Source organism: Aliiroseovarius salicola, from assembly GCF_027891095.1.
Classification (GTDB): Bacteria; Pseudomonadota; Alphaproteobacteria; order Rhodobacterales; family Rhodobacteraceae; genus Aliiroseovarius; species Aliiroseovarius salicola.
In genome coordinates this window covers 68,852-94,224 of the sequence record NZ_JAQIIO010000002.1, presented here as the reverse complement: position 1 = coordinate 94,224, position 25,373 = coordinate 68,852, and the positions used below count along the sequence as shown (strand labels likewise).

Genomic DNA, 25,373 nt, shown 5'->3' with positions numbered 1-25,373 from the left:
TTTCGCTCACGAACGGGCGAAGCCCAGGATCATCGCTTTGCGAGAGCGATTGTGGTGATCACGAGCGAAGCCCATTGGCCAGCTTCCGGCATAACTGATTTTGAAGGTTCATCGGTACATTGAAGCATATCCTATTCTTGTTAATGGTTTTTGCCACGGCGGCCTGTCAACGCGCGCCTGCACCCCAGAATGTCATCTTGGCAGACCGCATTGAAACTACAGACCAGCTCTTTGACTTAGGGAAGGATTGCCCGATCGAAGAGCCAGTCATGAAACTGCTTTCTGATGGCGCGCTTCATCGTCGGGTCTGGGAAGACACACTCTCCAATGTCTTTGAGAAATCCTTCAAGCAGCAGTTTCTCGAGAATTGGGAAAAGGGCGAAGAATACGCGCTACTGGATCTGTATTGCATTGACGATTCCCCGAAGGAGATCGTGTTTGTAGTGGGCTTCTCGAATGAATCGCTTGGAGAAATGCAATTGGGCGCAGACCTCACAGAAGATGGAATTGAGGCATACTCCCTACTAATTATGCGCAACGTGAGCTCTGAGTGAATACTCACGATCTGATGAAAGGCGGCTATTAAGTGGAGGTTTCTAAAGCACCCATTTTGATCCCAATCCTCCTCCAATTCAAATCAGCTAGCAAAGGTCTTTACAGGCCATTCTCTTAGCCCTCTGCCAATACCGCGCCTCATTGGCACGGTTTCGCTTTTTGCCTATAACTCTTCGGCAAAAAGCCGCACTTAAACCCGCTGATATTGAATAACAGTGGCGGCAAAACTAGCGTCGTGGTCAACAGACGCAACGATATCCCTGTGCAATCACGCACCTGCCCTATGTGGCAAGACGGAGAGAAATATGAAGACCCTGACCAAAGCCGCCCTGATCCTCGCCCTTGTTCCCATGATGGCAACCGCCTCGTTTGCCGGGAATGGCAAGGGCCATGGCAAAGCGAAAGGCTATGGGGCCGGAGGTTGCCCGCCGGGCCTTGCCAAGAAGACACCTTCCTGCGTGCCGCCCGGTCTGGCAAAACCGAAAGTCGGAGACCGGCTGGGTGATTACGACTATATCGTGTTTGACGACTACGACCGATACCAGCTTGACCGTCGCCACAGCTACTACCGCGTGGGCGAGCTGATCTACCGCGCCGATCCAAACACGTTTCAGGTTCTGGAAGTGATCGGGCTGGTGGATCAGATTTTGCGGTGAAGTGAGGGTCTCGCCCGACCCTGGGTGGGCGTTTCGGGCTGATTGTAATTTTCGCTGAGACAGCCCCATCTCCAACGATCCAGTAGATTGTGACGTTGCAAGACGCCCTCCCGTCACACCAAAGGTGTGCCGACCAGCATTGGCATGCCTTCGGCATGATGGGGAGGGTCAGGCGGGGCATGGCTCCGCCGTGCCTAAAGTATCAACTGCACCCAAATCACCTCCCTTGCATCCATAGGTAGAATGATTAAAGTATCTGAGTGAATTCGGATCAGGCGATTCAAATGGAAGTACTAATTCTACTGGGCATTATTGCTGCTGCGTACCTTTTGATTTTCCGAGGTAATGGCTCTCGCAAGAAGGGCATTTTGGATTTTAGGGACCGCAACAACTCCGGTTATTCTTCATTACACAAGTCGAACAGTAATGGATATACAGCACCAAATGTTCACCCTCTGCAAAAACCCTCTCCAAAAGCCCTACGACATCGCACCAAGGGGATTGAACATGACCCACCTCCGGAAGTCCCAACATCAAAGAGGCTACGTGGAAAAGCGTGGGTAATCGATGGAGACACAATTGTGGTCTCAAATATCAAAGTCAGGCTCGCTGGCATTGACGCACCAGAACTCGATCAGCCGTGGGGCAAGAAGGCCAAATGGGAAATGGTCAAGATCTGCAAGGGGCAAACAGTTGACGTCGAGCTAACAGGAGAGACCAGCTATGACCGGCTTGTGGGAACCTGCTATCTTTCGGACCAAACTGACATTGGAGCCGAGTTAATCAAGGCAGGTTTGGCATTGGATGGTGGGCGCTTTTCGCACGGGAAGTACCGCCACCTTGAACCGAAAGGCGTCCGCAAGAAGCTCAAATTCTACGGCCATTGGCGCTAATCAAAACCCCCGCCGATTGCTCGACGGGGGGGTCTTATTCTTCACTGTGATTTTCGCGTTAGCGAAAATTACCAGTCTTCGCGTTGTACGATACGCGATTTGATCGGCAGTTTCATCGCGGCCAGACGCAGGGCTTCACGGGCCACTTCGTCATTCACGCCGTCGATTTCGAACATCACGCGACCCGGCTTCACTTTGCAGGTCCAACGGTCCACGGAGCCTTTACCTTTACCCATACGAACTTCGATGGGCTTGGCGGTCACCGGGGTGTCCGGGAAGATACGGATCCAAACACGGCCCTGACGTTTCATGTGACGCGTCATGGCACGACGTGCGGCTTCGATCTGGCGTGCAGTCACACGCTCGGGCTGCAGGGCCTTGAGGCCATACGAACCGAAGTTCAGATCGGAACCACCTTTGGCAAGGCCTTTGATCCGGCCTTTGTGCATCTTGCGGAATTTAGTACGCTTTGGTTGAAGCATCTTTCAGATCTCCTTAGCGACGGCCGCCAGCGCCACGGGGCGCGGGACCTTCCTGGAGCTCAGCCTGACGACGATCACGAGCAGCAGGATCGTGCTCCATGATTTCGCCTTTGAAGATCCAGGTTTTAATACCGATGATGCCGTAAGGCGTCATAGCTTCTGCGTGTGCATAGTCGATATCGGCGCGCAGGGTGTGCAGGGGCACACGACCTTCGCGGTACCATTCGGTACGTGCGATTTCGGCACCGCCCAGACGGCCAGCAACGTTCACGCGGATGCCTAGGGCACCCATGCGCATGGCGTTTTGAACACCACGTTTCATGGCACGACGGAACGATACACGACGCTCGAGCTGCTGTGCGATCGATTCAGCGACCAGAGCTGCATCCAGCTCGGGCTTGCGCACTTCAACGATGTTGAGGTGCAGTTCGCTGTCGGTCATCGTGGCGATTTTCTTGCGCAGGGTTTCGATGTCTGCGCCTTTCTTGCCAATGATGACACCCGGACGGGCGGTGTGGATCGTCACGCGGCACTTTTTGTGCGGACGTTCGATGATCACACGGCTGATGCCGGCCTGTTTGCACTCGGTCTTGATGAAGTCACGAATTTTCAGGTCTTCCAGAAGAAGATCACCGTAGTCTTTCGTGTCTGCATACCAGCGGCTGTCCCAGGTGCGGTTGACCTGAAGACGCATGCCAATCGGATTTACCTTCTGACCCATTAGGCTTGCTCCTCAACTTGACGCACCTTGATGGTGAGTTCCGAGAACGGTTTGATGATTTTGCCGAAACGACCACGGGCGCGCGGACGACCGCGTTTCATGGTCAGGTTCTTGCCCACATAGGCCTCGGCGACGATCAGTTCATCGACGTCCAGGTTGTGGTTGTTTTCGGCGTTGGCGATGGCCGACTGAAGGCATTTCTTCACGTCTTGGGCGATACGCTTGTTCGAGAAGGTCAGATCGGTCAGAGCACGATCAACTTTCTTGCCGCGGATCATGCCAGCAACCAGGTTCAGTTTCTGCGGGGACGTACGGAGCATGCGCGTTTTCGCCATTGCTTCGTTATCGGCCACGCGGCGGGGATTTTTATCCTTACCCATGGCTTACTTCCTCTTCGCTTTTTTGTCAGCCGCGTGACCGTAGTAGGTACGGGTCGGTGAATATTCACCGAATTTCTGGCCGATCATTTCTTCGGTCACATTCACGGGAACGTGCTTGTGGCCGTTGTAAACAGCAAAGGTCAGACCCACAAACTGGGGCAGAATGGTCGAACGACGCGACCAGATCTTGATGACCTCGTTTTTGCCCGACTCGCGGACTTTTTCGGCTTTTTTGAGGACGTAAGCGTCAACAAAAGGGCCTTTCCAGACAGAACGTGCCATATCTTAACGACCCTTCTTCTTGGCGTGACGCGAGCGGATGATGAGCTTCGACGACGCCTTGTTCTTGTTGCGGGTGCGGGCACCCTTGGTCGGTTTACCCCAGGGGGTAACCGGGTGACGACCACCCGAAGTCCGACCTTCACCACCACCATGGGGGTGATCAACCGGGTTCATAACAACACCACGGACCGACGGGCGGATGCCTTTGTGGCGCATACGACCGGCTTTACCGTAGTTCTGGTTCGAGTTGTCGGGGTTCGACACGGCACCAACGGTGGCCATGCATTCCTGACGCACAAGACGCAGCTCACCCGACGACAGGCGGATCTGAGCGTAGCCACCGTCACGACCAACAAACTGAGCGTAGGTACCGGCTGCGCGGGCGATCTGGCCGCCTTTGCCCGGTTTCATCTCGATGTTGTGGATGATGGTACCGATCGGCATGCCCGAGAACGGCATTGCGTTGCCCGGTTTGATGTCGGCTTTTGCGCTTGCGATGATCTGATCGCCAACAGCAAGACGCTGCGGGGCCAGGATATACGCTTGCTCACCGTCTTCGTATTTTACGAGTGCGATGAATGCGGTGCGGTTGGGGTCGTATTCGATCCGCTCAATAGTGGCGGCGACGTCAAACTTGTTACGTTTGAAGTCCACGATACGATAGAGACGCTTTGCCCCGCCACCACGGCGGCGAGAGGTGATCCGTCCGGTGTTGTTCCGACCGCCCGACTTGGTCAAACCCTCGGTAAGGGATTTGACCGGACGACCTTTCCACAGCTCCGAACGGTCGATCAGAACCAGCCCACGCTGGCCTGGCGTCGTCGGTTTGTACGACTTAAGTGCCATGCTTTCTGTCTTCCGTTAGCTTGGCGATGCCCCGGGTTTGCCCGAGATCACCGCCTGGTAGGTAAAGCCCCCTGAACGCCATTGGCTGTACAGGTGACCAGGTTAAAGGGCCCTATCATCCTGGCTGCGCCACGACACGAGGTCCCCGAATTCCAAATATCAAAAGGCCACAGAACGAATCTGGGGCCTCTCGACTGGTGTGCTATAGCGGGGATGGGGGGTGGTGTCTATAGGGGAGGAGCAATCAATCCCCTTATTTTCTTAGCCCTCATAACAACGATGGATAATTACGGAAATAGATTATTCAGATTGATCCGAGACCGGCAACTGCCAAGTCTTATCAGAGATTCCATTCCGGTTTCTAACTAAGCTTTCTTTACGAATTCCGACTTGAGGCCCATCTTGCCAATCCCCGGGATCTTACAGTCGATATCGTGGTCACCATCGACCAGACGGATGCCGCGGACCTTGGTGCCGACCTTGACCGTCGACGACGTTCCCTTGACCTTCAGATCCTTGATCACCGTGACCGTATCCCCATCCGCCAGCACGTTGCCCACACTGTCGCGCACTTCAGGGCCAGAGTCGGCGGCATCTTCGGGCGACCACTCATGCGCGCACTCGGCGCAGACCAGAAGGGCATCCATTTCATAGGTCAGCTCAGAAGAACAAGCGGGGCATGGGGGCAATGTGTCAGTCATACCTATCGCTATAGGCACCTGTGCAGCCGGGCACCAGCGCAAATGAAAAAGGCCCCCGCAAATGCGAGGGCCTTTCTCAATTCATGAAAGCGTACAATCAGAGTACAGGATCAGAGACCTGTGGACACGTCGATTGCGTTGCCCTCTTCAAGGGTCACATAGGCTTTCTTGACGTCTTTACGCTTACCGATCTGACCACGGAAGCGCTTGACTTTACCCTTGGTGATCGTCGTGTTCACGGCTTTAACCTTCACGTCGAACAGGGCTTCAACGGCTTCTTTGATCGACGGTTTGTTCGCGTCGATTGCCACTTCGAAAACATAAGCACCGTTTTCCGATGCCAAGGTTGCTTTCTCGGTGATGATCGGCTTGCGGATCACGTCGTAGAGTTCTGCTTTAGCGGTCATTTCAGGCGAGCCTCCAGAGCTTCGACACCTGCTTTGGTGATCACCAGGGTGTCACGCTTCAGGATGTCATAGACGTTGGCGCCCATCGACGGCAGGATGTCCAGACCTTCGATGTTCTTGGCGGCCTTGACGAACAGTTCGTTCACGTCAGCACCGTCAATGATCAGAGCGCGCTTCCAGCCCAGGTCTTTCACCTGTTTGGCCAGAACGTTGGTTTTGCCTTCCGTCGTCACGTCTTCGATCACAACCAGTTCACCAGCTTTCGCTTTGGCGGACAGGGCGTGCTTCAGACCCAACTTGCGGAATTTCTTGGTCAGGTCGTGGCCGTGCGAACGCACAACTGGACCTTTGTAAACACCACCACCGCGGAAGATCGGTGCCGAGCGAGCGCCGTGGCGTGCGCCACCGGTGCCTTTTTGGCGATAGATCTTCTTGGTCGAGTATTTCACTTCCGAGCGCGTTTTTACCTTGTGGGTACCAGCCTGCGCATTGTTGCGCTGCCAGCGAACCACACGGTGCAGGATGTCTGCACGCGGCTCAAGACCAAAGAGGGCTTCGTCAAGTTCAACCGAACCAGCTTTGCCGCCATCGAGTTTGATCACATCAAGTTTCATGCTTCACCACCTTCCGCAGGGGCTTCTTCAGCCGGTGCTTCGGTTGCAGCCGATTTCACAGCAGCCGGGAACGGAACGTTCTCAGGCAGCTTTTTCTTCACGGCGTCTTTCACGGTGACCCAGCCACCTTTCGAGCCCGGGACAGCGCCCTTGATGAAAACGAGGCCACGGTCGGCATCGGTCTTCACGACTTCGAGGTTTTGGGTCGTCACACGGACGGCACCCATGTGGCCGGCCATTTTCTTGCCTTTGAACACGCGGCCCGGGTCTTGACACTGACCGGTCGAACCGTGCGAGCGGTGGCTGATCGAAACACCGTGAGTGGCGCGCAGACCACCAAAGTTGTGGCGCTTCATGGCACCGGCAAAACCTTTACCGATCGAAGTACCAGCAACGTCCACCTTCTGACCTTCAACAAAGTGCTCAGCCGAGATTTCGGCGCCCACTTCGATCAGGTTTTCAGCAGGAACGCGGAATTCCACCAGCTTACGCTTCGGGGCCACGCCAGCTTTGGCATAGACACCGCGCATCGGCTTGGAAACGCGTTTGGCTTTTGCTTCACCAACACCCAGCTGAACGGCGGTATAACCGTCGGTCTCTTCGGTGCGTTGTGCAACAACTTGCAGATTGTCCAGAGAAAGAACGGTTACAGGGATCTGTTTACCGTCTTCCATGAAAAGGCGGGTCATGCCGACCTTTTTCGCGATTACACCAGAGCGCATCTGAGATACCCTCCTTAAACCGAGATCTGGACGTCAACACCAGCAGCCAGGTCGAGCTTCATCAGCGCGTCCACGGTCTGCGGAGTTGGGTCAACGATGTCGAGCAGACGCTTGTGCGTACGGATCTCGAACTGATCGCGGGATTTCTTGTCGATGTGAGGACCACGGAGAACCGTGAATTTCTCAATCTTGTTCGGCAGCGGAATGGGGCCGCGAACGTCTGCACCCGTGCGTTTGGCGGTGTTGACGATTTCTTGTGTGGAAGCATCCAGCACGCGATAGTCAAACGCCTTAAGACGGATACGAATGTTTTGACTTGTCATAGCATTCGCCCTTTCAGGCAAAGAGTTGATAGGACGACAGGTGGCTCATTCCCCCTGCCCTCGTCGAACCCAAAGCAAATTCAGGGTGGGATGCGGCCAAAACCGAATCTTCCCCATTGCGAATTCACAATGCGAACCCGCGCGTATTACAGGGGGACGGACAATGTAGCAAGGGAAAATGTGTCCCTGCGGGCCCGTCGGAATGCCCCACTCTAAATATCGCGACCAAACTGTGCTATACTCTGCGGGCGCGAAGATCCGTTACCAGTCCCAATATGCTTTGGTTGATCTGGCTGAGGAGCAGCGCGCTCGTTGGCACACATGCCAGCATTTCCAACAACTCTATCCAGTTCGACTGTTTCAATGAAACCCAATTCGGGGGGGACGATATGAGTGTTACAACACCAGATGAACTAAGTGAATTTGTACGGGGCGACGTCATTGTCGAGGGCGATCCTGACTATGAAGATGCCCGATCCGTTCACAATGGTATGATTGACAAACGGCCCGCGGTGGTTGTCAGGGCGATGAACGCCGGAGACGTCGCAACCACCATCAGCTATGCAAAAGATAATGGCCTTGATCTCGCGGTTCGAGGTGGCGGCCATAGCGGGCCGGGTTTCGGCACAAATGATGGCGGCGTCGTGATTGACCTGTCGCGCATGAGGGGTGTCCGCGTCGATCCCTCTGCAAAAACCGCTCGCGCCGAAGGCGGCACAACCTGGGGTGACTTCAATGCGGCCACCCATGCCTATGGCCTTGCTACCACCGGAGGGGTGATCTCAACAACCGGCATCGCGGGCCTGACACTAGGCGGCGGGATCGGATATCTGACACGTGGGCACGGGCTGTCACTGGACAACCTGATATCAGCGGATGTGGTAACGGCAGATGGTCAAATCCTTGTCGTCAACGAAACCGAAAACGAGGATCTCTTTTGGGCCATTCGCGGTGGTGGCGGGAATTTTGGCGTCTGCACCTCGCTGGAATACAAGTTGCAGCCAGTGAAAAATGTGTACTGGGGGCCGATGTTCTATGAGATCGAAGAAGCGGAAAACATCCTCAAATTCTATCGGGACTACATCAAGGATGCCCCGGAAGAGATGGGCGTGTTCCCGGCGTTTCAAATCGCCCCTCCTCTGCCCTTTATTCCCGAAGACCGGCATGGTGACATGTTTGTCGCTCTTGTGGCCTGCTGGGCTGGCGATCCCGCTGAGGGAGAGAAACAGTTCAAAATCTTCCATGACATTGCAGAAGTCAAAGCCGAGCATGTAGGCCCGGTTCCCTATCCGGCGATCAATGGTGCCTTTGACGGATTGTTCCCGCCCGGCATTCGCCAGTACTGGAAAGGCAATTTCGTCAAGGAACTGACCGATGAGGCCATCGCAGAGCATGTCAGGCATGGGCCGAACGCGCCGACGGTCAGCTCAACGATGCATCTCTATCCAATCAATGGGGCTTGCCACCGGGTGGCATCAGATGCGACCGCCTTTGGTCATCGCGATGCGAATTTTTCGATGGTGATCATTGCAGCCTCCGGCGACCCGGCCGATGACGCGGCCAACACCAAATGGGTGCAGGATTACTCGGACGCACTGGCACCGCATTCCGAAGCTGGTGGCTATATCAACTTCATGGATGATGATGATCAGGATCGCGTGCGCGTAAACTATGGTGGCAACTATGATCGGCTGGTGTCCGTCAAACGCCGTTATGATCCAGACAACCTCTTCAGGATCAACCAGAATATTGCGCCTTAAAGGCAATGAGATCACTTCTTGTGAAACTGCACGGAAAAGCAAAAGGGCGCCCCGAGGGGCGCCCTTTCCATTCGAACATTAGCTTGCGCTAATTAGGCTCTCGGTGAGTTGCTGCGCAATTCACCTGCCGCCCTCGACGATTGCCTAAGGCATTACGCCTTATTCAACGATTTTCGACACAACGCCGGAACCAACGGTGCGGCCGCCTTCGCGGATGGCGAAGCGCAGCTTTTCTTCCATGGCGATCGGGGCGATCAGTTCAACGTTGAACTTCAGGTTGTCGCCCGGCATGACCATTTCGGTGCCTTCCGGCAGCTGAACAGTGCCGGTCACGTCGGTGGTACGGAAGTAGAATTGCGGACGGTAGTTCGCAAAGAACGGGGTGTGACGGCCACCTTCTTCTTTGGTCAGAATGTAAACTTCTGCCTCGAATTTGGTGTGCGGGTTAACCGAACCCGGCTTACACAGAACCTGGCCACGCTCAACAGCTTCACGGTCGATACCGCGCAGCAGAACGCCAACGTTGTCGCCAGCTTCACCGCGATCAAGCAGCTTGCGGAACATTTCAACGCCGGTACAGGTGGTTTTCTGGGTGTCTTTGATGCCAACGATTTCGATCTCGTCGCCAACATTCACAACGCCACGCTCAACACGGCCGGTCACAACAGTACCACGGCCCGAGATCGAGAACACGTCTTCGATCGGCAGCAGGAAGTCGCCGTCAACCGGACGATCCGGGGTCGGGATGTACTCGTCCACAGCAGCCATCAGCTCGCGGATTTTGTCTTCACCGATTGCGTTGTCACGGCCTTCCATGGCGGCCAGCGCGGAACCCGCGATGATCGGCATGTCGTCGCCCGGGAAGTCGTATTCGTTCATCAGCTCACGAACTTCCATTTCAACCAGCTCGAGCAGCTCTTCATCGTCAACCTGATCAACTTTGTTCATGAAGACAACCAGAGCAGGCACACCAACCTGGCGGGCCAACAGGATGTGCTCGCGGGTCTGCGGCATCGGGCCATCAGCAGCGTTCACAACCAGGATACCACCGTCCATCTGGGCGGCGCCGGTGATCATGTTCTTCACGTAGTCAGCGTGACCCGGGCAGTCAACGTGAGCGTAGTGACGGTTCTCGGTCTCATACTCAACGTGTGCGGTCGAGATGGTGATGCCGCGAGCTTTCTCTTCCGGCGCGCCGTCAATCTGGTCATAGGCTTTGAAGTCACCAAAATACTTGGTGATCGCTGCCGTCAGTGTGGTCTTGCCGTGGTCAACGTGACCGATGGTGCCGATGTTGACGTGCGGTTTACCGCGTTCAAACTTTTCCTTAGCCATGGAGGCCTCCTTTTAAATTTAGGTCCGGACGGAGCTGCCTCCGCCCGGTTTTTGAGTTGGCAAAAACGCTTACGCGTATTTGGCCTGAATTTCGTCCGAGATATTCTGCGGAACCGGATCGTAATGCGAGAACTGCATCGTGAACTGCGCACGGCCCGAAGACATGGAGCGCAAGGTGTTGATGTAGCCGAACATGTTGGCCAGCGGCACGTTTGCGTCAATTGCAATCGCGTTGCCGCGCGGCTCTTGACCAGACACCTGACCACGACGCGAGGTGAGATCGCCGATGATGCCACCGGTGTACTCTTCAGGCGTGATCACTTCCACTTTCATGATCGGTTCCAGCAGTTTGGCGCCAGCCAAACGCATGCCTTCGCGCATCGCCATACGTGCAGCGATTTCAAAGGCCAGAACCGAGGAGTCAACATCGTGGAACTTACCGTCAACCAGGGCAACCTTGAAGTCGATCACGGGGAAGCCAGCCAGCGGGCCGCTATCCATAACCGAGTTGATGCCTTTTTCAACGCCGGGGATGTATTCCTTCGGAACAGCACCACCCACGATACGGCTTTCAAACGAGTAGCCTTCACCCGCTTCAGTCGGCATGATTTCCATTTTGACTTCAGCGTATTGACCCGAACCACCCGACTGTTTCTTGTGGGTGTAGGTGTGCTCGATCGCTTTCGAGATGGTCTCGCGATAAGCAACCTGCGGGGCACCAATGTTGGCTTCCACTTTGAATTCACGCTTCAGACGATCCACGAGAATGTCGAGGTGAAGTTCGCCCATGCCCTTCATGATGGTCTGACCGCTTTCGATGTCAGTTTCCACACGGAAGGAGGGGTCTTCTGCAGCCAGACGGCCCAGACCTTGCGACATTTTCTCTTGGTCAGCCTTGGTTTTCGGCTCAACCGCGATCTCGATCACCGGATCCGGGAAGGTCATGGTTTCCAGAACCACCGGGTCGTTCTGTGCACAGAGCGTGTCACCCGTGGTGGTGTCTTTCAGACCTGCCAGCGCGATGATGTCACCTGCATACGCTTCGGTAATTTCTTCACGGTCGTTCGAGTGCATCATCATCATACGACCAACGCGCTCTTTCTTACCTTTGGTCGAGTTCAGGAGCGTTTCGCCCTTGTTCAGGACACCCGAGTAGATGCGGGTAAAGGTCAGCGTGCCAACGAAGGGGTCGTTCATGATTTTGAACGCCAGAGCCGAGAAGGCCATGTCGTCGTCCGCACGGCGGGCGATGTCACGGGTTTCGGTTTCGTCACCGGGTTTGAAGCCCATGTAATCAACAACGTCCAGCGGGCTGGGCAGATAGTCGATCACAGCGTTCAAGAGCGGCTGAACACCTTTGTTTTTAAAGGCCGAACCACCCAGAACCGGAACGAAGTTCAGAGCCAGGGTGCCTTTCCGCAGCAGTTTGCGCAGCGTGTCGGCGTCGGGCTCGTTGCCTTCCAGGTATTCCATCATGGCGTCGTCGTCTTCTTCGACGGCCGCTTCGACCATCTTGCCGCGCCATTCGTTTGCCATGTCTTGCAGGCTTTCACGGATCGGAGCTTTGATCCACGATGCACCAAGGTCTTCACCCTGCCACAGCCATTCTTCCATGTTCACCAGGTCGATCAGACCTTCCAGCTCGGTTTCAGCACCGATCGGAATGCCAACCGGAACGGCGCGGGCGCCGGTGCGGTCTTCGATCATGTTGACGCAGTTGAAGAAGTCAGCGCCGATTTTGTCCATCTTGTTGACGAACACCATACGCGGAACCTTGTAGCGGTCAGCCTGACGCCACACGGTTTCGGTTTGCGGCTCAACACCGGCGTTGGCGTCCAGAACACAGACAGCACCATCGAGAACCGCCAGCGAACGCTCAACTTCAATGGTGAAGTCAACGTGGCCGGGGGTGTCGATGATGTTCATCCGGTGCTTCGGAGTCTGAGCGGTTTCACCGTCTTCGGTGCGTTCCCAGAAAGTGGTGGTCGCAGCCGAGGTGATGGTGATGCCGCGTTCCTGCTCCTGCTCCATCCAGTCCATGGTGGCTGCACCATCGTGCACCTCACCAATGTTGTGGGATTTGCCGGTGTAATAGAGGATACGCTCGGAGCAGGTGGTTTTACCTGCATCGATGTGAGCCATGATACCGAAGTTGCGGTACAGCTCGAGCGGATATTCGCGTGCCATGGGTGTAATCCTTCCTTGGCGTTACCAGCGGTAATGGCTGAACGCTTTGTTGGCGTCGGCCATTTTGTGGGTGTCTTCGCGTTTCTTAACGGCAGTACCACGCGAGTTCGCAGCGTCCAGAAGTTCACCAGCCAGGCGCTCTTCCATGGTGTTCTCGTTGCGCGAACGGGCGGCTTTGATCAACCAACGGATGGCCAGGGCTTCGCGGCGCTCGGGGCGCACTTCAACCGGAACCTGGTAGGTGGCACCACCCACACGGCGCGAACGAACTTCGACCGACGGTTTGATGTTGTCGAGCGCTTCGTGGAACAGTTCCACAGGGGCGCGCTTGACTTTGTCTTCAACACGATCCAGCGCATTGTAGACGATTTTCTCTGCGACCGATTTTTTACCATCAATCATCAGGTTGTTCATGAATTTCGAAAGAACTACATCGCCAAATTTGGCGTCGGGCAGAACTTGGCGCTTCTCAGCGGCGTGACGACGAGACATATCTGGCTCTCCTTACTTGGGACGCTTCGCGCCGTATTTCGAACGACGTTGCTTACGGTCTTTGACGCCTTGGGTATCCAACACACCACGCAGGATGTGGTAACGGACACCCGGAAGGTCTTTCACACGACCGCCACGGATCAGAACAACAGAGTGTTCCTGAAGGTTGTGGCTTTCACCCGGGATGTAGGAAATGACCTCGAAACCGTTGGTCAGGCGAACCTTCGCAACTTTACGCATAGCCGAGTTCGGCTTTTTCGGGGTCGTGGTGTAAACGCGGGTGCAAACGCCGCGCTTTTGGGGGCAAGATTCCAGGTGCTGCGACTTGGAACGCTTGACTTTGGGCTGACGCGGTTTGCGGATCAGCTGTTGGATCGTTGGCATAGGGCTCGTTTCCCGTTTCTCAACTTCGTCTGCGCAAGGCCGGGGCCTCACACGGTTAAATCTTCTTCACGTTACGGGTCCGTGACATGGTCGCCACAAACTCCACAAAGCGAAAATCCGCGAGCGTTTCCGTACCGAGGCAAACGTCGCGGTTGGTTCACAGAGGGCCGGTTCTACAAAACAGTTCCGGTCTTGATCCCACAATTCCTGGAGTGCGCAGGGGTATCCCCCTTTGCTGGATGTTCGCGCGTATAGAGGGAGTCGGACGCCCTGTCAACAGCAGGACCTGATCCCCGTGCCAGACAAGAGGATTGCGCGCTGACTAGCGCCAAAATAGAGTGGCGTCAAAACCATTCATTCAAGAGCAGTCGAGTTTCCCATGAAAGGCACCCTCGCCTTCACCACCATCCGCAACGAAGGGCCATTTCTTCTGGAATGGATCGCCTGGCAGAAGATGCTGGGGTTCGAACGCGTGCTGGTGATGTTCAATGACTGCACCGATCATTCCCCGCAAATGCTGCGACTGCTCGCCAAAGCCGGGGAAATTGGCATCAAACGCCACCACCCCACCGAGGGCGAACACCCCCAACCTTCCGCCTACCGCGCCTGCCGCAGCCACCCCTATGTCAAAGAGGCCACATGGATGTTCACCTGTGATGTGGACGAGTTTCTGGTGGTGCATAAGGGGGATGGCACCATCAGGACGCTCTTGGAAAATGGCAACGTGCCGTGGCGTGGAATGGGGATCAACTGGCGCATTTTTGGCACCAATTCCCATAATCGCTGGGAAGACGGGCTGGTCCACCGCAAGTTCCTGCGCTCATCCCCATCAGATGTAAAACAGAACAGTTGTGTGAAGAGCTTTGTGAAAGATCCGCTGGAATTCGGTATGTTGCGTTCACACACACCGCGGTTCTGGAACGGTCAGGAAAACTGGGGGAGCGGCGGCAATTACTGGGTCTTGTCCAATGGTGAACGCTGGCCAATCTACAACCCCGACAGCACTGCCCGCAATGCCACCGAACAGCCCGATATCGTGCATGGCGATGCTTCGGTCCACCACTATATCCTGCAAACCCGCGAGCAGTTCGAGTTCAAGCGCGGGCGCCTGTCTGCGGCTGAAGGGCTTGATCGCTACAACGAAGACTTCTTCGGCCGTTTCAACCACAACTCCACCCCCAATAGAGATGCTTTGGAACATAAAGCGCGGTTTGATACGGAATATGCCCGGATTTGCGCCATCCCCGGTGTGATGCGGTTGCACCATTTGTCCTGTGCGGATCTGGTGGCCGAGATGTGTGAAAAACGCGGCGACGATCCCAAGGACGATCCGCGCTGGCAACATCACCGCACGCAGGCGCAATCCTTGCCGCGACAGGTGACGTGATCCGCGCTGCGAAACGAAGGCCGTTCTTGCTGGAATGGTTGACATGGTAAAAGGTGCTCGGGTTTGAAAACATCCTGATCTATTCCAACAATTGCACAGATCACTCCCCAAAACTGCTGCGCAGCCAAAGTGAGATTGCCATACCCCCGGTTCTGGCAGGGGAAACAGATATGGGGCACCGGTCCTCGTCGTTTCATCCGTGCCGATGGCCAGCCCTGAGGCACCTCCCCCCGGATAACAATTCGACCACAAACGCGGGCGCAAAAGCGCATCGCGTGGCAGCGACCGATATACCGACACCTATCTCAAGCGCCACAATCACAATGAGGTCGAATGCCGGGATACGGATCGCTACCACACAAGCTTCGATGCCGAGCTGGCCCGTGTCTACGCGCTTCCCGGCGTCATGGAACTGCATCACCTGTGTTGCGCCGATTTCGCCAAGGCCCTTGCCGAAAAACAAGGAAGGTGCGGCGAGGATGATCCCCGCTTTCAACACCACATGAATCAGGCCGGCGTTTTCGCCACAGATGACCTCGCCACCAGCCTTTCCCGATAAAGCGTGAAGATCCCCATCGAAACCACAATCCCGACCCCGACAAGCGTCATGCCATCAGGCCAATCGCCGAACACCAAAAACCCCGCGATCAGGGCGACCAACAGCCCGGTGTAGCGAAAGGGCGCTACAAATCCGATATCTCCCACCCGCATCACCATGACCGAAAAGAGATATCCAAAGATGATGCAAATTGCCGCCAGCGACAGCAGCGCCGCGTTTGTGACATCAATGCTCCCCCATTCTTCGCCCCATGACATCACCCCGAACGCCAGGGTAATGCCGATGGCCGTGATGAAGGCCACGGTAAAAGACGGGGTTGCCGGATCCATCCGGCGAACAATCAAATCGCGCAAGGTGATGAAAACCACAGCCGCCAACGCGTAAACCGACCAGACCGAGAACCCGGCCCCACCCGGTTGCACGATCAAGAGCACTCCTACCAATCCCACAAGGATGGCCAGCAATCTGCGCCACCCCAAAGGTTCACCCAGAAACGCCCATGCCGCCAGCGATATGGTCAGCGGCAACGCCTGAATGATTGCCGTCACATTTGCAATCGGCATGTTGAACAAGGCGGTCAGAAAACAATAGGTCACAATGACTTCTGTGGCGGTGCGCAAGGATATCAATCCCCATTCCCGGCGCTGCAATCGAAACCGCAGAACCCCCAGGTGCCGTCCAACAAAGAACATCAGGATCACGACGAGGACACCGCGCAATGCCACGGTTTGCCCCAATGGCATATCTGACGACATCAGCTTCATGAACGTATCGTTCAACGTAAAGCCGGTCATCGAAGCAGCCATCAAAGCCGCACCCTTCATGTTGTCCGTCAATGCCATAGGTACCCCCTTCTGAAATTGCTAACAGGCTGTTCCTCTTCACGCCAGATCATTCCCGATACGGGCGCGTATCATGTAAATCTGCCTTCCGGTTTCAACTCTTTTTCTTGCCAGAAATACCTCCGCCAGAGGCACAGGCTCGTGAAGCGAGCCACCGACAGCGCGCCAGAGCGAATGCGATGGCGCCCCGCCGTCCCTCACAACGAAAAAGCCCCGCCGGAATGGGCGGGGCTTTTGCATGTCTTGTTGATCAGCGTTTAGGGCTGTTCGTCGCCACCCATTTCCGGGGTGTCGATCAGGCCCAGATCATCCGAGTTATCCGATCCGAATACGGTCGACGCATCCTCAGTCGGAGCCGCCAGAAGGGCTGCGGCTTCGGCTTCGGCGCGAGCCTCTTCGATCACGACGCTGTCGCGGGCCTGAGCCACACGGCGCACGTCCTGGGTTGCCCCACCGGTGCCAGCTGGGATCAGGCGACCGACAATGACGTTCTCCTTGAGACCAACCAGCTTATCCCGCTTACCTTGGACAGATGCTTCGGTAAGAACGCGGGTGGTTTCCTGGAACGAGGCTGCCGAGATGAACGAACGGGTCTGCAGCGACGCTTTGGTGATGCCGAGCAGGATTGGTTCACCCGATGCCAGACGACGACCTTCGCTTGCCGCTTTCTCGTTTGCAGTGTCAAATTCGACCTTATCCACGTGCTCACCCTTGAGCAGTGTGGTTTCACCCGAATCCTGGATCTCCCACTTTTGCAGCATCTGGCGAACGATCACCTCGATGTGCTTGTCGTTGATCTTAACGCCTTGCAGACGATACACGTCCTGAACTTCGTCGATCATGTAGTTGGCAAGGGCTTCAACGCCCATAACAGCCAGAATATCGTGCGGCGCGGGGTTACCGTCCATCAGATATTCGCCCTTCTGGATAAAGTCACCTTCCGCAACCGGAATGTGCTTGCCCTTGGGCACCATGTATTCGACCGCCTCCTGGCCTTCTTCAGCCGGTTCGATCGAGATACGACGCTTGTTCTTATAGTCGCGGCCAAAGCGCACGTAACCATCGATATCGGCGATGATTGCGTGATCTTTCGGACGACGCGCTTCGAAGAGTTCAGCAACACGCGGCAGACCACCGGTGATGTCCTTGGTCTTCGACCCTTCACGCGGGATCCGCGCAACGATGTCACCCGCCTTGATCGACTGACCGTCTTCCACCGACAGAATGGCATCCACCGACATGGTGTAAGCAACAGGGTTGCCCGCGTCATTGCGCACGGGTTCACCGTCTTCGTCCACCACGATGATTTCCGGCTTCAGCTCGTTACCTTTCGGCGCCGCGCGCCAGTCGGTCACGATCTTCTGGGTCATGCCGGTTGCGTCATCGGTTTCATCACGAACAGCGATCCCGGTGGTCAGGTCGAGGAACTTGGCCTTACCGTCTTTCTCAGCGATCACCGGAAGGGTGAACGGGTCCCATTCGAACAGCTTGTCGCCACGGGACACGCTTGCGCCATCCTTGACAAACAGCTTGGCGCCGTAGCCCGGCTTGAACGCAGCGCGTTCCACACCGTTTTCGTCGACGATAGCGACAACCATGTTCCGGCCCATCACAACGGTTTCACCGTGGCGATCTTCCAGAATGTTGGCATTGCGATACTCGATCTTGCCTTCCTGGTTGGCTTCCTGGAACGACTGCTGACCACCTTGTGCAACCCCACCAATGTGGAAGGTTCGCATGGTCAGCTGCGTGCCGGGCTCACCGATCGACTGTGCCGCGATGATGCCGACAGCTTCGCCGGTGTTTACGCGGGTGCCGCGGGCGAGGTCACGACCGTAGCAGTTGGCGCAAACGCCTTCTTCGGCCTCACAGGTCAGCGGGCTGCGGATGCGTACAGCAGCGATGCCGCTTTCTTCAATCACATCAGCCTTGCGTTCGTCGATCAGTTCGCCTTTGGCAACCATCACTTCGTCGGTGCCCGGCTTGATCAGATCGTCTTGCGCCACACGGCCCAGAACGCGTTCGCCAAGCGAGGCGACAACTTCACCGTCGTTCACAGCCGCTTCCACGGTGATCGCGTTATCGGTGCCGCAGTCCACTTCGCGCACGATACAGTCTTGGGCAACGTCCACCAGACGACGGGTCAGGTAACCCGAGTTTGCGGTTTTCAGAGCGGTATCCGACAGACCCTTACGGGCACCGTGGGTCGAGTTGAAGTACTCAAGCACGGTCAGACCTTCTTTAAAGTTCGAGATAATCGGCGTTTCGATAATCTCGCCCGAAGGTTTTGCCATCAGGCCGCGCATGCCGCCCAGCTGTTTCATCTGGGTGACAGAACCACGCGCACCGGAGTGAGCCATCATGTAAACCGAGTTCGGTTCCATTTCGGCGCCATTTTCGTCGCGCTTGTTGGCCGAGATCGTGCCCATCATCGCGTCGGTGACCTTGTCGTTACATTTCGACCAGGCATCGACCACCTTGTTGTATTTCTCGCCAAGGGTGATGAGACCGTCCATATACTGCTGTTCGAAACCTTTCACCTGTTCACGGGTCTCGTCCACGATGGTCCACTTGTTGTCGGGGATCACCATGTCGTCCTTACCGAACGAGATGCCAGCCTTGAACGCTTCTTTAAAGCCCATCGACATGATCTGGTCACAGAAGATAACCGACTCTTTCTGACCGCAATAACGGTAGACGGTGTCGATGACCTGCTGCACCTCTTTCTTCCGCAGAAGACGGTTCACCAGCTCAAACGGTGCTTTGTTGTTCTGCGGCAAGAGCGCACCAAGACGGATCCGGCCCGGCGTGGTTTCAAAGCGCTGCATGACGGTGTTGCCTTCGTCATCCACCTGCGGAATACGGGCGGTGACTTTGGCATGCAGATGCACTTCACCCGCGTCGAGCGCGTGGATCACTTCGTCAACGTCAGCAAAGACCATGCCTTCGCCCTTCATGCCCTCACGCTCCATCGAGATGTAGTAGAGGCCAAGGATCATATCCTGCGAAGGAACGATGATCGGCGCGCCGTTTGCAGGCGACAGCACGTTGTTGGTCGACATCATCAGAACACGGGCTTCCAGCTGGGCTTCCAGCGAAAGCGGTACGTGAACAGCCATCTGGTCACCGTCGAAGTCAGCGTTGAACGCCGAACAAACGAGCGGGTGCAGCTGGATCGCTTTACCTTCGATCAGGACCGGTTCAAACGCCTGGATGCCAAGACGGTGCAGCGTTGGCGCACGGTTCAGCATGACCGGGTGCTCGCGGATCACCTCATCAAGGATATCCCAAACTTCGGGACGCTCTTTTTCCACCAGTTTCTTGGCTTGCTTCACGGTGGAAGACAGGCCTTTGGCTTCGAGGCGCGAATAGATAAACGGCTTGAACAGTTCCAGCGCCATCTTCTTCGGCAGACCACATTGGTGCAGCTTGAGTTCCGGGCCGGTCACAATGACCGAACGACCCGAGAAGTCGACGCGTTTACCCAAAAGGTTTTGACGGAAGCGACCTTGCTTACCTTTCAGCATGTCGGAAAGCGATTTCAGCGGACGCTTGTTGGCGCCGGTGATCACGCGACCGCGACGGCCGTTGTCAAACAGAGCGTCAACCGACTCTTGCAGCATCCGCTTTTCGTTGCGGACGATGATGTCGGGTGCGCGCAGTTCGATCAAACGCTTCAGACGGTTGTTCCGGTTGATTACGCGGCGATACAGATCGTTCAGATCCGAGGTCGCGAAACGGCCACCATCCAGCGGCACCAGCGGGCGCAGCTCTGGCGGGATGACCGGCACAACGGTCATGATCATCCACTCGGGGCGGTTGCCCGACTCGAGGAACGATTCAACGATCTTCAGACGCTTGATGATCTTCTTCGGCTTCAACTCACCGGTGGCTTCGGCCAGATCAGCGCGCAGCTGTTCGGCTTCGGCTTCCAGATCGATCTGGCTGAGCATCTCACGGATGGCTTCTGCACCGATGTTCGCGGTGAAGGCGTCCATGCCGTAAGTGTCTTGCGCATCCATGAACTCTTCTTCGGACATCAGCTGACCGTAGTTGAGGTCAGTCAGGCCCGGTTCGATCACCACATAGTTCTCGAAATAGAGGATACGTTCCAGATCACGAAGGGTCATATCCAGCATCAGGCCGATGCGCGACGGCAGCGACTTGAGGAACCAGATATGCGCAACAGGCGCTGCCAGTTCGATGTGGCCCATACGCTCGCGGCGCACTTTTTGAAGGGTAACTTCAACACCACATTTCTCGCAGACAACGCCGCGATATTTCATGCGCTTATATTTGCCGCAGAGGCATTCGTAATCTTTGATCGGGCCAAAGATACGCGCACAGAACAGGCCGTCACGCTCGGGCTTGAACGTACGGTAGTTGATGGTTTCAGGTTTCTTGATCTCACCATAGGACCAAGACAGGATCCGTTCCGGGCTGGCCAGCGACACCTTGATTTCGTCAAAAACCTTCGGCGGGGTCAGCGGGTTGAACGGGTTGGTTGTCAATTCCTGGTTCATTTTGCGTTCCTTTTTCTAAGGGGAAGGGTGGGAGGGGTAAGGCGGGCGCCTTACTCCTCACCCTCCGCATCCAGGAGTTCCATGTTGAGGCCGAGGCCGCGGACTTCTTTGACGAGAACGTTGAACGATTCCGGCACGCCGGCTTCGAAGTTGTCCTCGCCTTTGACGATCGACTCGTACACTTTGGTACGGCCAGCAACGTCATCCGACTTGACGGTAAGCATCTCTTGCAGCGTGTAAGCCGCGCCATATGCTTCCAGAGCCCAGACTTCCATCTCACCAAAGCGCTGACCACCGAACTGCGCCTTACCACCCAGCGGCTGCTGGGTAACAAGCGAGTATGGTCCGGTCGAACGCGCGTGGATTTTGTCGTCCACCAGGTGGTGCAGTTTCAGCAGGTATTTCACACCCACCGTCACTTCGCGCGAGAACTGTTCACCGGTGCGACCGTCAAACAGAACCGATTGGCCCGAGGTGTCGAAACCGGCGCGCGTCAGCGCATCGTTCACGTCAGCCTCTTTGGCACCGTCGAAGACCGGGGTGGCAATCGGCACACCGCGGGTGACATTGCCTGCGGCATCCACCAACTCGTCTTCGTCCATGCCAACAATGCCTTCTTCATAGACATCGTCGCCATAGGCGATGCGCATGGCTTCGCGCACCGGGGTCAGATCGCCGGAACGGCGGTACTCACCCAGGGCTTCGTCCACGTTCAGACCCAGACCGCGCGCGGCCCAACCCATATGGGTTTCAAGGATCTGACCAACGTTCATCCGCGAGGGCACGCCCAGCGGGTTGAGACAGAAGTCAACCGGGGTACCATCAGCGAGGAACGGCATGTCTTCCATCGGTACAACCTTGGAAATAACACCTTTGTTCCCGTGACGACCGGCCATCTTATCGCCCGGCTGAAGCTTACGCTTCACGGCGATAAAGACTTTGACCATCTTCATCACACCCGGCGGCAGATCGTCGCCACGACGGACCTTCTCAACCTTGTCTTCAAAGCGATGCTCAAGCGCACGTTTCTGGGCTTCGAACTGTTCGTTCAGAGCTTCCACGATCTTGGCGTCATCTTCGTCCTCAAGGGCGAGCTGCCACCATTGACCGCGCGACAGGGTTTCCAGCAGCTCTTCCGAGATGGTCGAACCGGCTTTCACGCCTTTCGGGCCTTTCACAGCCACTTTGCCGAGGATCATGCCTTTCAGGCGCGCATAGATGTTGCGCTCAAGGATGTTCAGCTCGTCATCACGGTCGCGGGCAAGGCTTTCGACTTCTTCACGCTCGATCTGCAGAGCACGTTCGTCTTTTTCCACACCGTGGCGGTTAAAGACACGTACTTCCACAACTGTCCCGAAGTCACCCGGCTTCACGCGCAGCGAGGTGTCGCGCACGTCCGAGGCTTTTTCGCCGAAGATGGCACGCAGGAGTTTCTCCTCCGGCGTCATCGGGCTTTCGCCTTTCGGGGTGATCTTACCGACCAGAATGTCGCCCGGTTCAACGTCCGCACCGATGTAAACGATGCCAGCCTCGTCGAGGTTGCGCAGCGCTTCTTCACCGACGTTCGGAATGTCGCGGGTGATCTCTTCCGGCCCAAGCTTGGTGTCACGAGCGGCGACTTCGAACTCTTCGATGTGAACCGAAGTGAACACGTCGTCACGCGCAATGCGCTCGGAGATCAGGATCGAGTCTTCGTAGTTGTAGCCGTTCCAGGGCATGAACGCGACAACCACGTTTTTACCCAGAGCCAGTTCACCCATATCGGTCGACGGACCATCGGCGATCACTTCGCCTTTGGACACTTTGTCGCCCACTTTCACCAGCGGACGCTGGTTGATGCAGGTGTTCTGGTTCGAACGCTGGAACTTGCGCAGACGGTAGATGTCAACGCCAGCATCCCCCAAGGCCAGATCTTCGGTGGCGCGCACAACGATCCGGGTGGCATCCACCTGGTCGATCACGCCGCCGCGTTTGGCTTGAATGGCCGCACCCGAGTCGATCGCAACCTTGCCTTCGATACCGGTGCCCACGTAAGGCGCTTCGGCACGCAGCAGCGGCACAGCCTGACGTTGCATGTTCGAGCCCATGAGAGCGCGGTTGGCGTCGTCGTTTTCGAGGAACGGGATCAGCGAAGCCGCAACAGACACCAGCTGTTTCGGCGACACGTCAATGAGGTCAACGCTTTCACGCTGCGCCATGGTGTATTCACCCGACTGGCGGGTGTTCACCAGATCGTTCTCGAACCGGCCTTCTTCGTCCAGATGCGCGTTGGCCTGAGCCACGGTGTGACGCATCTCTTCGGTGGCGGACATATAGTTGACCTCATCGGTCACTTTGCCGTCCACAACCTTACGATAAGGGGTTTCGATAAAGCCGTATTTGTTCACGCGGGCAAAGGTGGCCAGCGAGTTGATCAGACCAATGTTCGGCCCTTCCGGCGTTTCAATCGGACACATACGGCCGTAGTGGGTGGCGTGAACGTCACGCACTTCAAAACCAGCACGTTCGCGGGTCAGACCACCCGGCCCAAGCGCCGAAAGACGGCGTTTGTGAGTGACTTCCGACAGCGGGTTGGTTTGGTCCATGAACTGCGACAGCTGCGACGAGCCGAAGAATTCACGCACAGCAGCCGCAGCCGGTTTCGCGTTGATCAGGTCTTGCGGCATGACGGTGTCGATTTCGACCGACGACATACGCTCTTTGATCGCGCGTTCCATACGCAGCAGGCCAACACGGTACTGGTTTTCCATCAGTTCGCCGACCGAACGCACACGACGGTTGCCGAGGTGGTCGATGTCGTCGATGTCGCCTTTACCATCGCGCAGTTCCACCAGCGCCTTGATACAGGCGATGATGTCTTCGCGACGCAGGGTGCGTTGGGTGTCTTCGGCGTCGAGGTCGAGACGCATGTTCATCTTCACGCGGCCAACGGCCGACAGGTCGTAACGTTCGCTGTCGAAGAAAAGAGTATCGAACAGGTTCGACGCAGCTTCAACCGTGGGCGGTTCACCCGGACGCATAACGCGATAGATATCCATAAGCGCGGTTTCGCGACCCATGTTCTTGTCTGCGGCCAGCGTGTTGCGGATGTAAGGACCAACATTGATATTGTCGATATCGAGAACCGGAATGTCGGTGAAGCCTGCATCCAGCAGATCTTTCAGCGAACCGCCGATCAGCTCACCGTCCTTGTCATGTTCCAGGGTCAGTTCGTCCCCGGCTTCGACATAGATCGCACCGGTTTCTTCGTTGATGATATCCTTGGCAACAAAACGGCCAACAATGCTGTCAAACGGCACCAGAAGGTTAGTGACTTCACCGGATTCCATCAGCTTTTTCACGGCGCGCGGGGTGATCTTCTTGCCAGCTTCGGCAATCACTTCGCCGGTTTTGGCGTCGATCAGATCTTGCACCGGACGGGTGCCGGCAACACGCTCGGGGAAGAACTTGGTGACCCACCCTTTGTTCTTCTTCAGCTTGTAGTTCACGGTTTCATAATAAGCGTCGCAGATGCCTTCCTGGTCCAGACCCAGTGCATAAAGCAGGGTGGTCACAGGCAGTTTGCGGCGACGGTCGATGCGGGCAAAGACGATGTCCTTGGCGTCGAATTCAAAGTCGAGCCACGAGCCGCGATAGGGAATGATGCGGCAAGCGAAAAGCAGTTTGCCCGACGAATGGGTCTTGCCCTTGTCGTGGTCGAAGAACACGCCCGGCGAACGGTGCATCTGAGATACGATCACGCGCTCGGTGCCGTTCACGACAAAAGTGCCGTTCGGGGTCATCAGAGGCATGTCGCCCATGAACACATCTTGTTCTTTGATGTCCTTGACCGATTTTGCACCGGTATCTTCGTCGATATCAAAAACGATCAGACGCAGGGTGACCTTCAGCGGCGCCGAATATGTCAGGTCGCGCTGCTGGCATTCTTCCACGTCGAATTTCGGCGTTTCCAGCTCGTATTTTACGAACTCGAGAATTGCGGTTTCGTTGAAATCCTTGATCGGGAAAACCGACTGGAATACGGCGTTGATGCCCTCGCCGTCCATCGGCTGAGGCTGGTCGCCAGATTTAAGAAATAGATCGTAAGAAGCTTTCTGAACCTCGATCAGGTTCGGCATTTCCAATACTTCACGGATTTTGCCGTAGTATTTACGCAAGCGTTTTTGGCCAAGATAGGTCTGCGCCATCCGGTAACTACCTTTCATGTTCTCAACTGTGGCGCCGACCGTCGGGTCCCCGGCAACGCCTCGTCCGAGATTGGGGGGTGGACAAATTCATGGAGACCGTCCCAAGGGCCTCCTCCCGTCCGAACCTTTCCCAGG

23 protein-coding genes are annotated in these 25,373 nt (G+C 56.1%); 5 read left to right on the top strand and 18 right to left on the bottom strand.

Translation table 11 applies throughout. The features are described 5' to 3' along the window. The first annotated feature begins 143 nt into the window (after positions 1-143). The 3 genes from O2N63_RS04095 to O2N63_RS04085 all read left to right on the top strand — a co-directional run bounded on the left by O2N63_RS04095 (position 144) and on the right by O2N63_RS04085 (position 2,104). Positions 144-554, top strand: coding sequence for a hypothetical protein (locus O2N63_RS04095; RefSeq protein WP_271052947.1), 411 nt, complete (start codon positions 144-146; stop codon positions 552-554). A gap of 306 nt (positions 555-860) precedes the next feature. Beyond that, positions 861-1,211 (top strand): hypothetical protein, encoded by a 351-nt coding sequence (locus tag O2N63_RS04090; protein WP_271052946.1) that lies wholly within the window; start codon positions 861-863, stop codon positions 1,209-1,211. Between the two features lie 284 nt (positions 1,212-1,495). Beyond that, the gene (locus O2N63_RS04085) at positions 1,496-2,104 is read left to right on the top strand and encodes a thermonuclease family protein (RefSeq protein ID WP_271052945.1); all 609 of its coding nucleotides are present in this window, start codon (positions 1,496-1,498) and stop codon (positions 2,102-2,104) included. A 68-nt stretch (positions 2,105-2,172) separates the two neighbouring features. Here O2N63_RS04085 and rplP read toward each other — a convergent pair whose 3' ends face one another. The 10 genes from rplP to rpsJ form a co-directional block, all read right to left on the bottom strand. Then, positions 2,173-2,586: a 50S ribosomal protein L16 gene (gene rplP / locus O2N63_RS04080; protein ID WP_271052944.1), complete on the bottom strand. Its 414-nt coding sequence runs from the start codon at positions 2,584-2,586 to the stop codon at positions 2,173-2,175. 13 nt (positions 2,587-2,599) lie between these two features. Next, positions 2,600-3,307, bottom strand: a complete 708-nt coding sequence (rpsC, locus tag O2N63_RS04075) for a 30S ribosomal protein S3 (RefSeq protein WP_271052943.1) — start codon at positions 3,305-3,307, stop codon at positions 2,600-2,602. Continuing rightward, positions 3,307-3,687 carry a 50S ribosomal protein L22 gene (rplV, locus tag O2N63_RS04070; RefSeq protein WP_142854816.1) on the bottom strand — a complete coding sequence of 127 codons (381 nt, stop codon included), beginning with the start codon at positions 3,685-3,687 and terminating at the stop codon, positions 3,307-3,309. Before rplV ends, rpsC begins: the two co-directional genes overlap by 1 nt. Positions 3,688-3,690: 3 nt before the next feature. Further along, entirely contained in the window at positions 3,691-3,969 is a 279-nt protein-coding gene (rpsS, locus tag O2N63_RS04065) for a 30S ribosomal protein S19 (protein WP_271052941.1), read from the bottom strand. 3 nt (positions 3,970-3,972) lie between these two features. Continuing rightward, the gene (rplB, locus tag O2N63_RS04060) at positions 3,973-4,815 is read right to left on the bottom strand and encodes a 50S ribosomal protein L2 (RefSeq protein WP_271052940.1); all 843 of its coding nucleotides are present in this window, start codon (positions 4,813-4,815) and stop codon (positions 3,973-3,975) included. A 365-nt stretch (positions 4,816-5,180) separates the two neighbouring features. Further along, positions 5,181-5,516 carry a zinc ribbon domain-containing protein YjdM gene (locus O2N63_RS04055; RefSeq protein WP_271052939.1) on the bottom strand — a complete coding sequence of 112 codons (336 nt, stop codon included), beginning with the start codon at positions 5,514-5,516 and terminating at the stop codon, positions 5,181-5,183. A gap of 110 nt (positions 5,517-5,626) precedes the next feature. Next, complete coding sequence (locus O2N63_RS04050; protein WP_055187906.1) at positions 5,627-5,923, bottom strand: 50S ribosomal protein L23; 297 nt, start codon at positions 5,921-5,923, stop codon at positions 5,627-5,629. Beyond that, positions 5,920-6,537 carry a 50S ribosomal protein L4 gene (rplD, locus tag O2N63_RS04045; RefSeq protein ID WP_271052938.1) on the bottom strand — a complete coding sequence of 206 codons (618 nt, stop codon included), beginning with the start codon at positions 6,535-6,537 and terminating at the stop codon, positions 5,920-5,922. Before rplD ends, O2N63_RS04050 begins: the two co-directional genes overlap by 4 nt. Then, entirely contained in the window at positions 6,534-7,259 is a 726-nt protein-coding gene (rplC, locus tag O2N63_RS04040; protein ID WP_271052937.1) for a 50S ribosomal protein L3, read from the bottom strand. Before rplC ends, rplD begins: the two co-directional genes overlap by 4 nt. 14 nt (positions 7,260-7,273) lie before the next feature. Next, the gene (gene rpsJ, locus O2N63_RS04035) at positions 7,274-7,582 is read right to left on the bottom strand and encodes a 30S ribosomal protein S10 (protein ID WP_271052936.1); all 309 of its coding nucleotides are present in this window, start codon (positions 7,580-7,582) and stop codon (positions 7,274-7,276) included. 389 nt (positions 7,583-7,971) lie between these two features. Here rpsJ and O2N63_RS04030 point away from each other — a divergent pair, with 389 nt between their 5' ends. Continuing rightward, complete coding sequence (locus O2N63_RS04030; RefSeq protein WP_271052935.1) at positions 7,972-9,342, top strand: FAD-binding oxidoreductase; 1,371 nt, start codon at positions 7,972-7,974, stop codon at positions 9,340-9,342. A 159-nt stretch (positions 9,343-9,501) separates the two neighbouring features. Here O2N63_RS04030 and tuf read toward each other — a convergent pair whose 3' ends face one another. The 4 genes from tuf to rpsL form a co-directional block, all read right to left on the bottom strand. Continuing rightward, complete coding sequence (tuf, locus tag O2N63_RS04025) at positions 9,502-10,677, bottom strand: elongation factor Tu (protein ID WP_271052911.1); 1,176 nt, start codon at positions 10,675-10,677, stop codon at positions 9,502-9,504. Positions 10,678-10,746: 69 nt separating this feature from the next. Further along, the gene (gene fusA / locus O2N63_RS04020) at positions 10,747-12,864 is read right to left on the bottom strand and encodes an elongation factor G (protein WP_271052934.1); all 2,118 of its coding nucleotides are present in this window, start codon (positions 12,862-12,864) and stop codon (positions 10,747-10,749) included. Positions 12,865-12,885: 21 nt separating this feature from the next. Next, positions 12,886-13,356, bottom strand: coding sequence for a 30S ribosomal protein S7 (rpsG, locus tag O2N63_RS04015; RefSeq protein ID WP_271052933.1), 471 nt, complete (start codon positions 13,354-13,356; stop codon positions 12,886-12,888). 12 nt (positions 13,357-13,368) lie between these two features. Further along, positions 13,369-13,740, bottom strand: coding sequence for a 30S ribosomal protein S12 (gene rpsL, locus O2N63_RS04010; RefSeq protein ID WP_008182915.1), 372 nt, complete (start codon positions 13,738-13,740; stop codon positions 13,369-13,371). A 379-nt stretch (positions 13,741-14,119) separates the two neighbouring features. Here rpsL and O2N63_RS04005 point away from each other — a divergent pair, with 379 nt between their 5' ends. Further along, positions 14,120-15,127 carry a glycosyltransferase family 2 protein gene (locus O2N63_RS04005; protein WP_271052932.1) on the top strand — a complete coding sequence of 336 codons (1,008 nt, stop codon included), beginning with the start codon at positions 14,120-14,122 and terminating at the stop codon, positions 15,125-15,127. Positions 15,128-15,320: 193 nt separating this feature from the next. Here O2N63_RS04005 and O2N63_RS04000 read toward each other — a convergent pair whose 3' ends face one another. The 4 genes from O2N63_RS04000 to rpoB form a co-directional block, all read right to left on the bottom strand. Then, entirely contained in the window at positions 15,321-15,629 is a 309-nt protein-coding gene (locus tag O2N63_RS04000) for a hypothetical protein (protein ID WP_271052931.1), read from the bottom strand. A 5-nt stretch (positions 15,630-15,634) separates the two neighbouring features. Continuing rightward, positions 15,635-16,528 carry a DMT family transporter gene (locus O2N63_RS03995; protein ID WP_271052930.1) on the bottom strand — a complete coding sequence of 298 codons (894 nt, stop codon included), beginning with the start codon at positions 16,526-16,528 and terminating at the stop codon, positions 15,635-15,637. Positions 16,529-16,785: 257 nt separating this feature from the next. Further along, positions 16,786-21,051, bottom strand: coding sequence for a DNA-directed RNA polymerase subunit beta' (gene rpoC, locus O2N63_RS03990; RefSeq protein WP_271052929.1), 4,266 nt, complete (start codon positions 21,049-21,051; stop codon positions 16,786-16,788). A 50-nt stretch (positions 21,052-21,101) separates the two neighbouring features. After that, positions 21,102-25,238 carry a DNA-directed RNA polymerase subunit beta gene (gene rpoB / locus O2N63_RS03985; protein WP_271052928.1) on the bottom strand — a complete coding sequence of 1,379 codons (4,137 nt, stop codon included), beginning with the start codon at positions 25,236-25,238 and terminating at the stop codon, positions 21,102-21,104. Positions 25,239-25,373 lie beyond the last annotated feature (135 nt).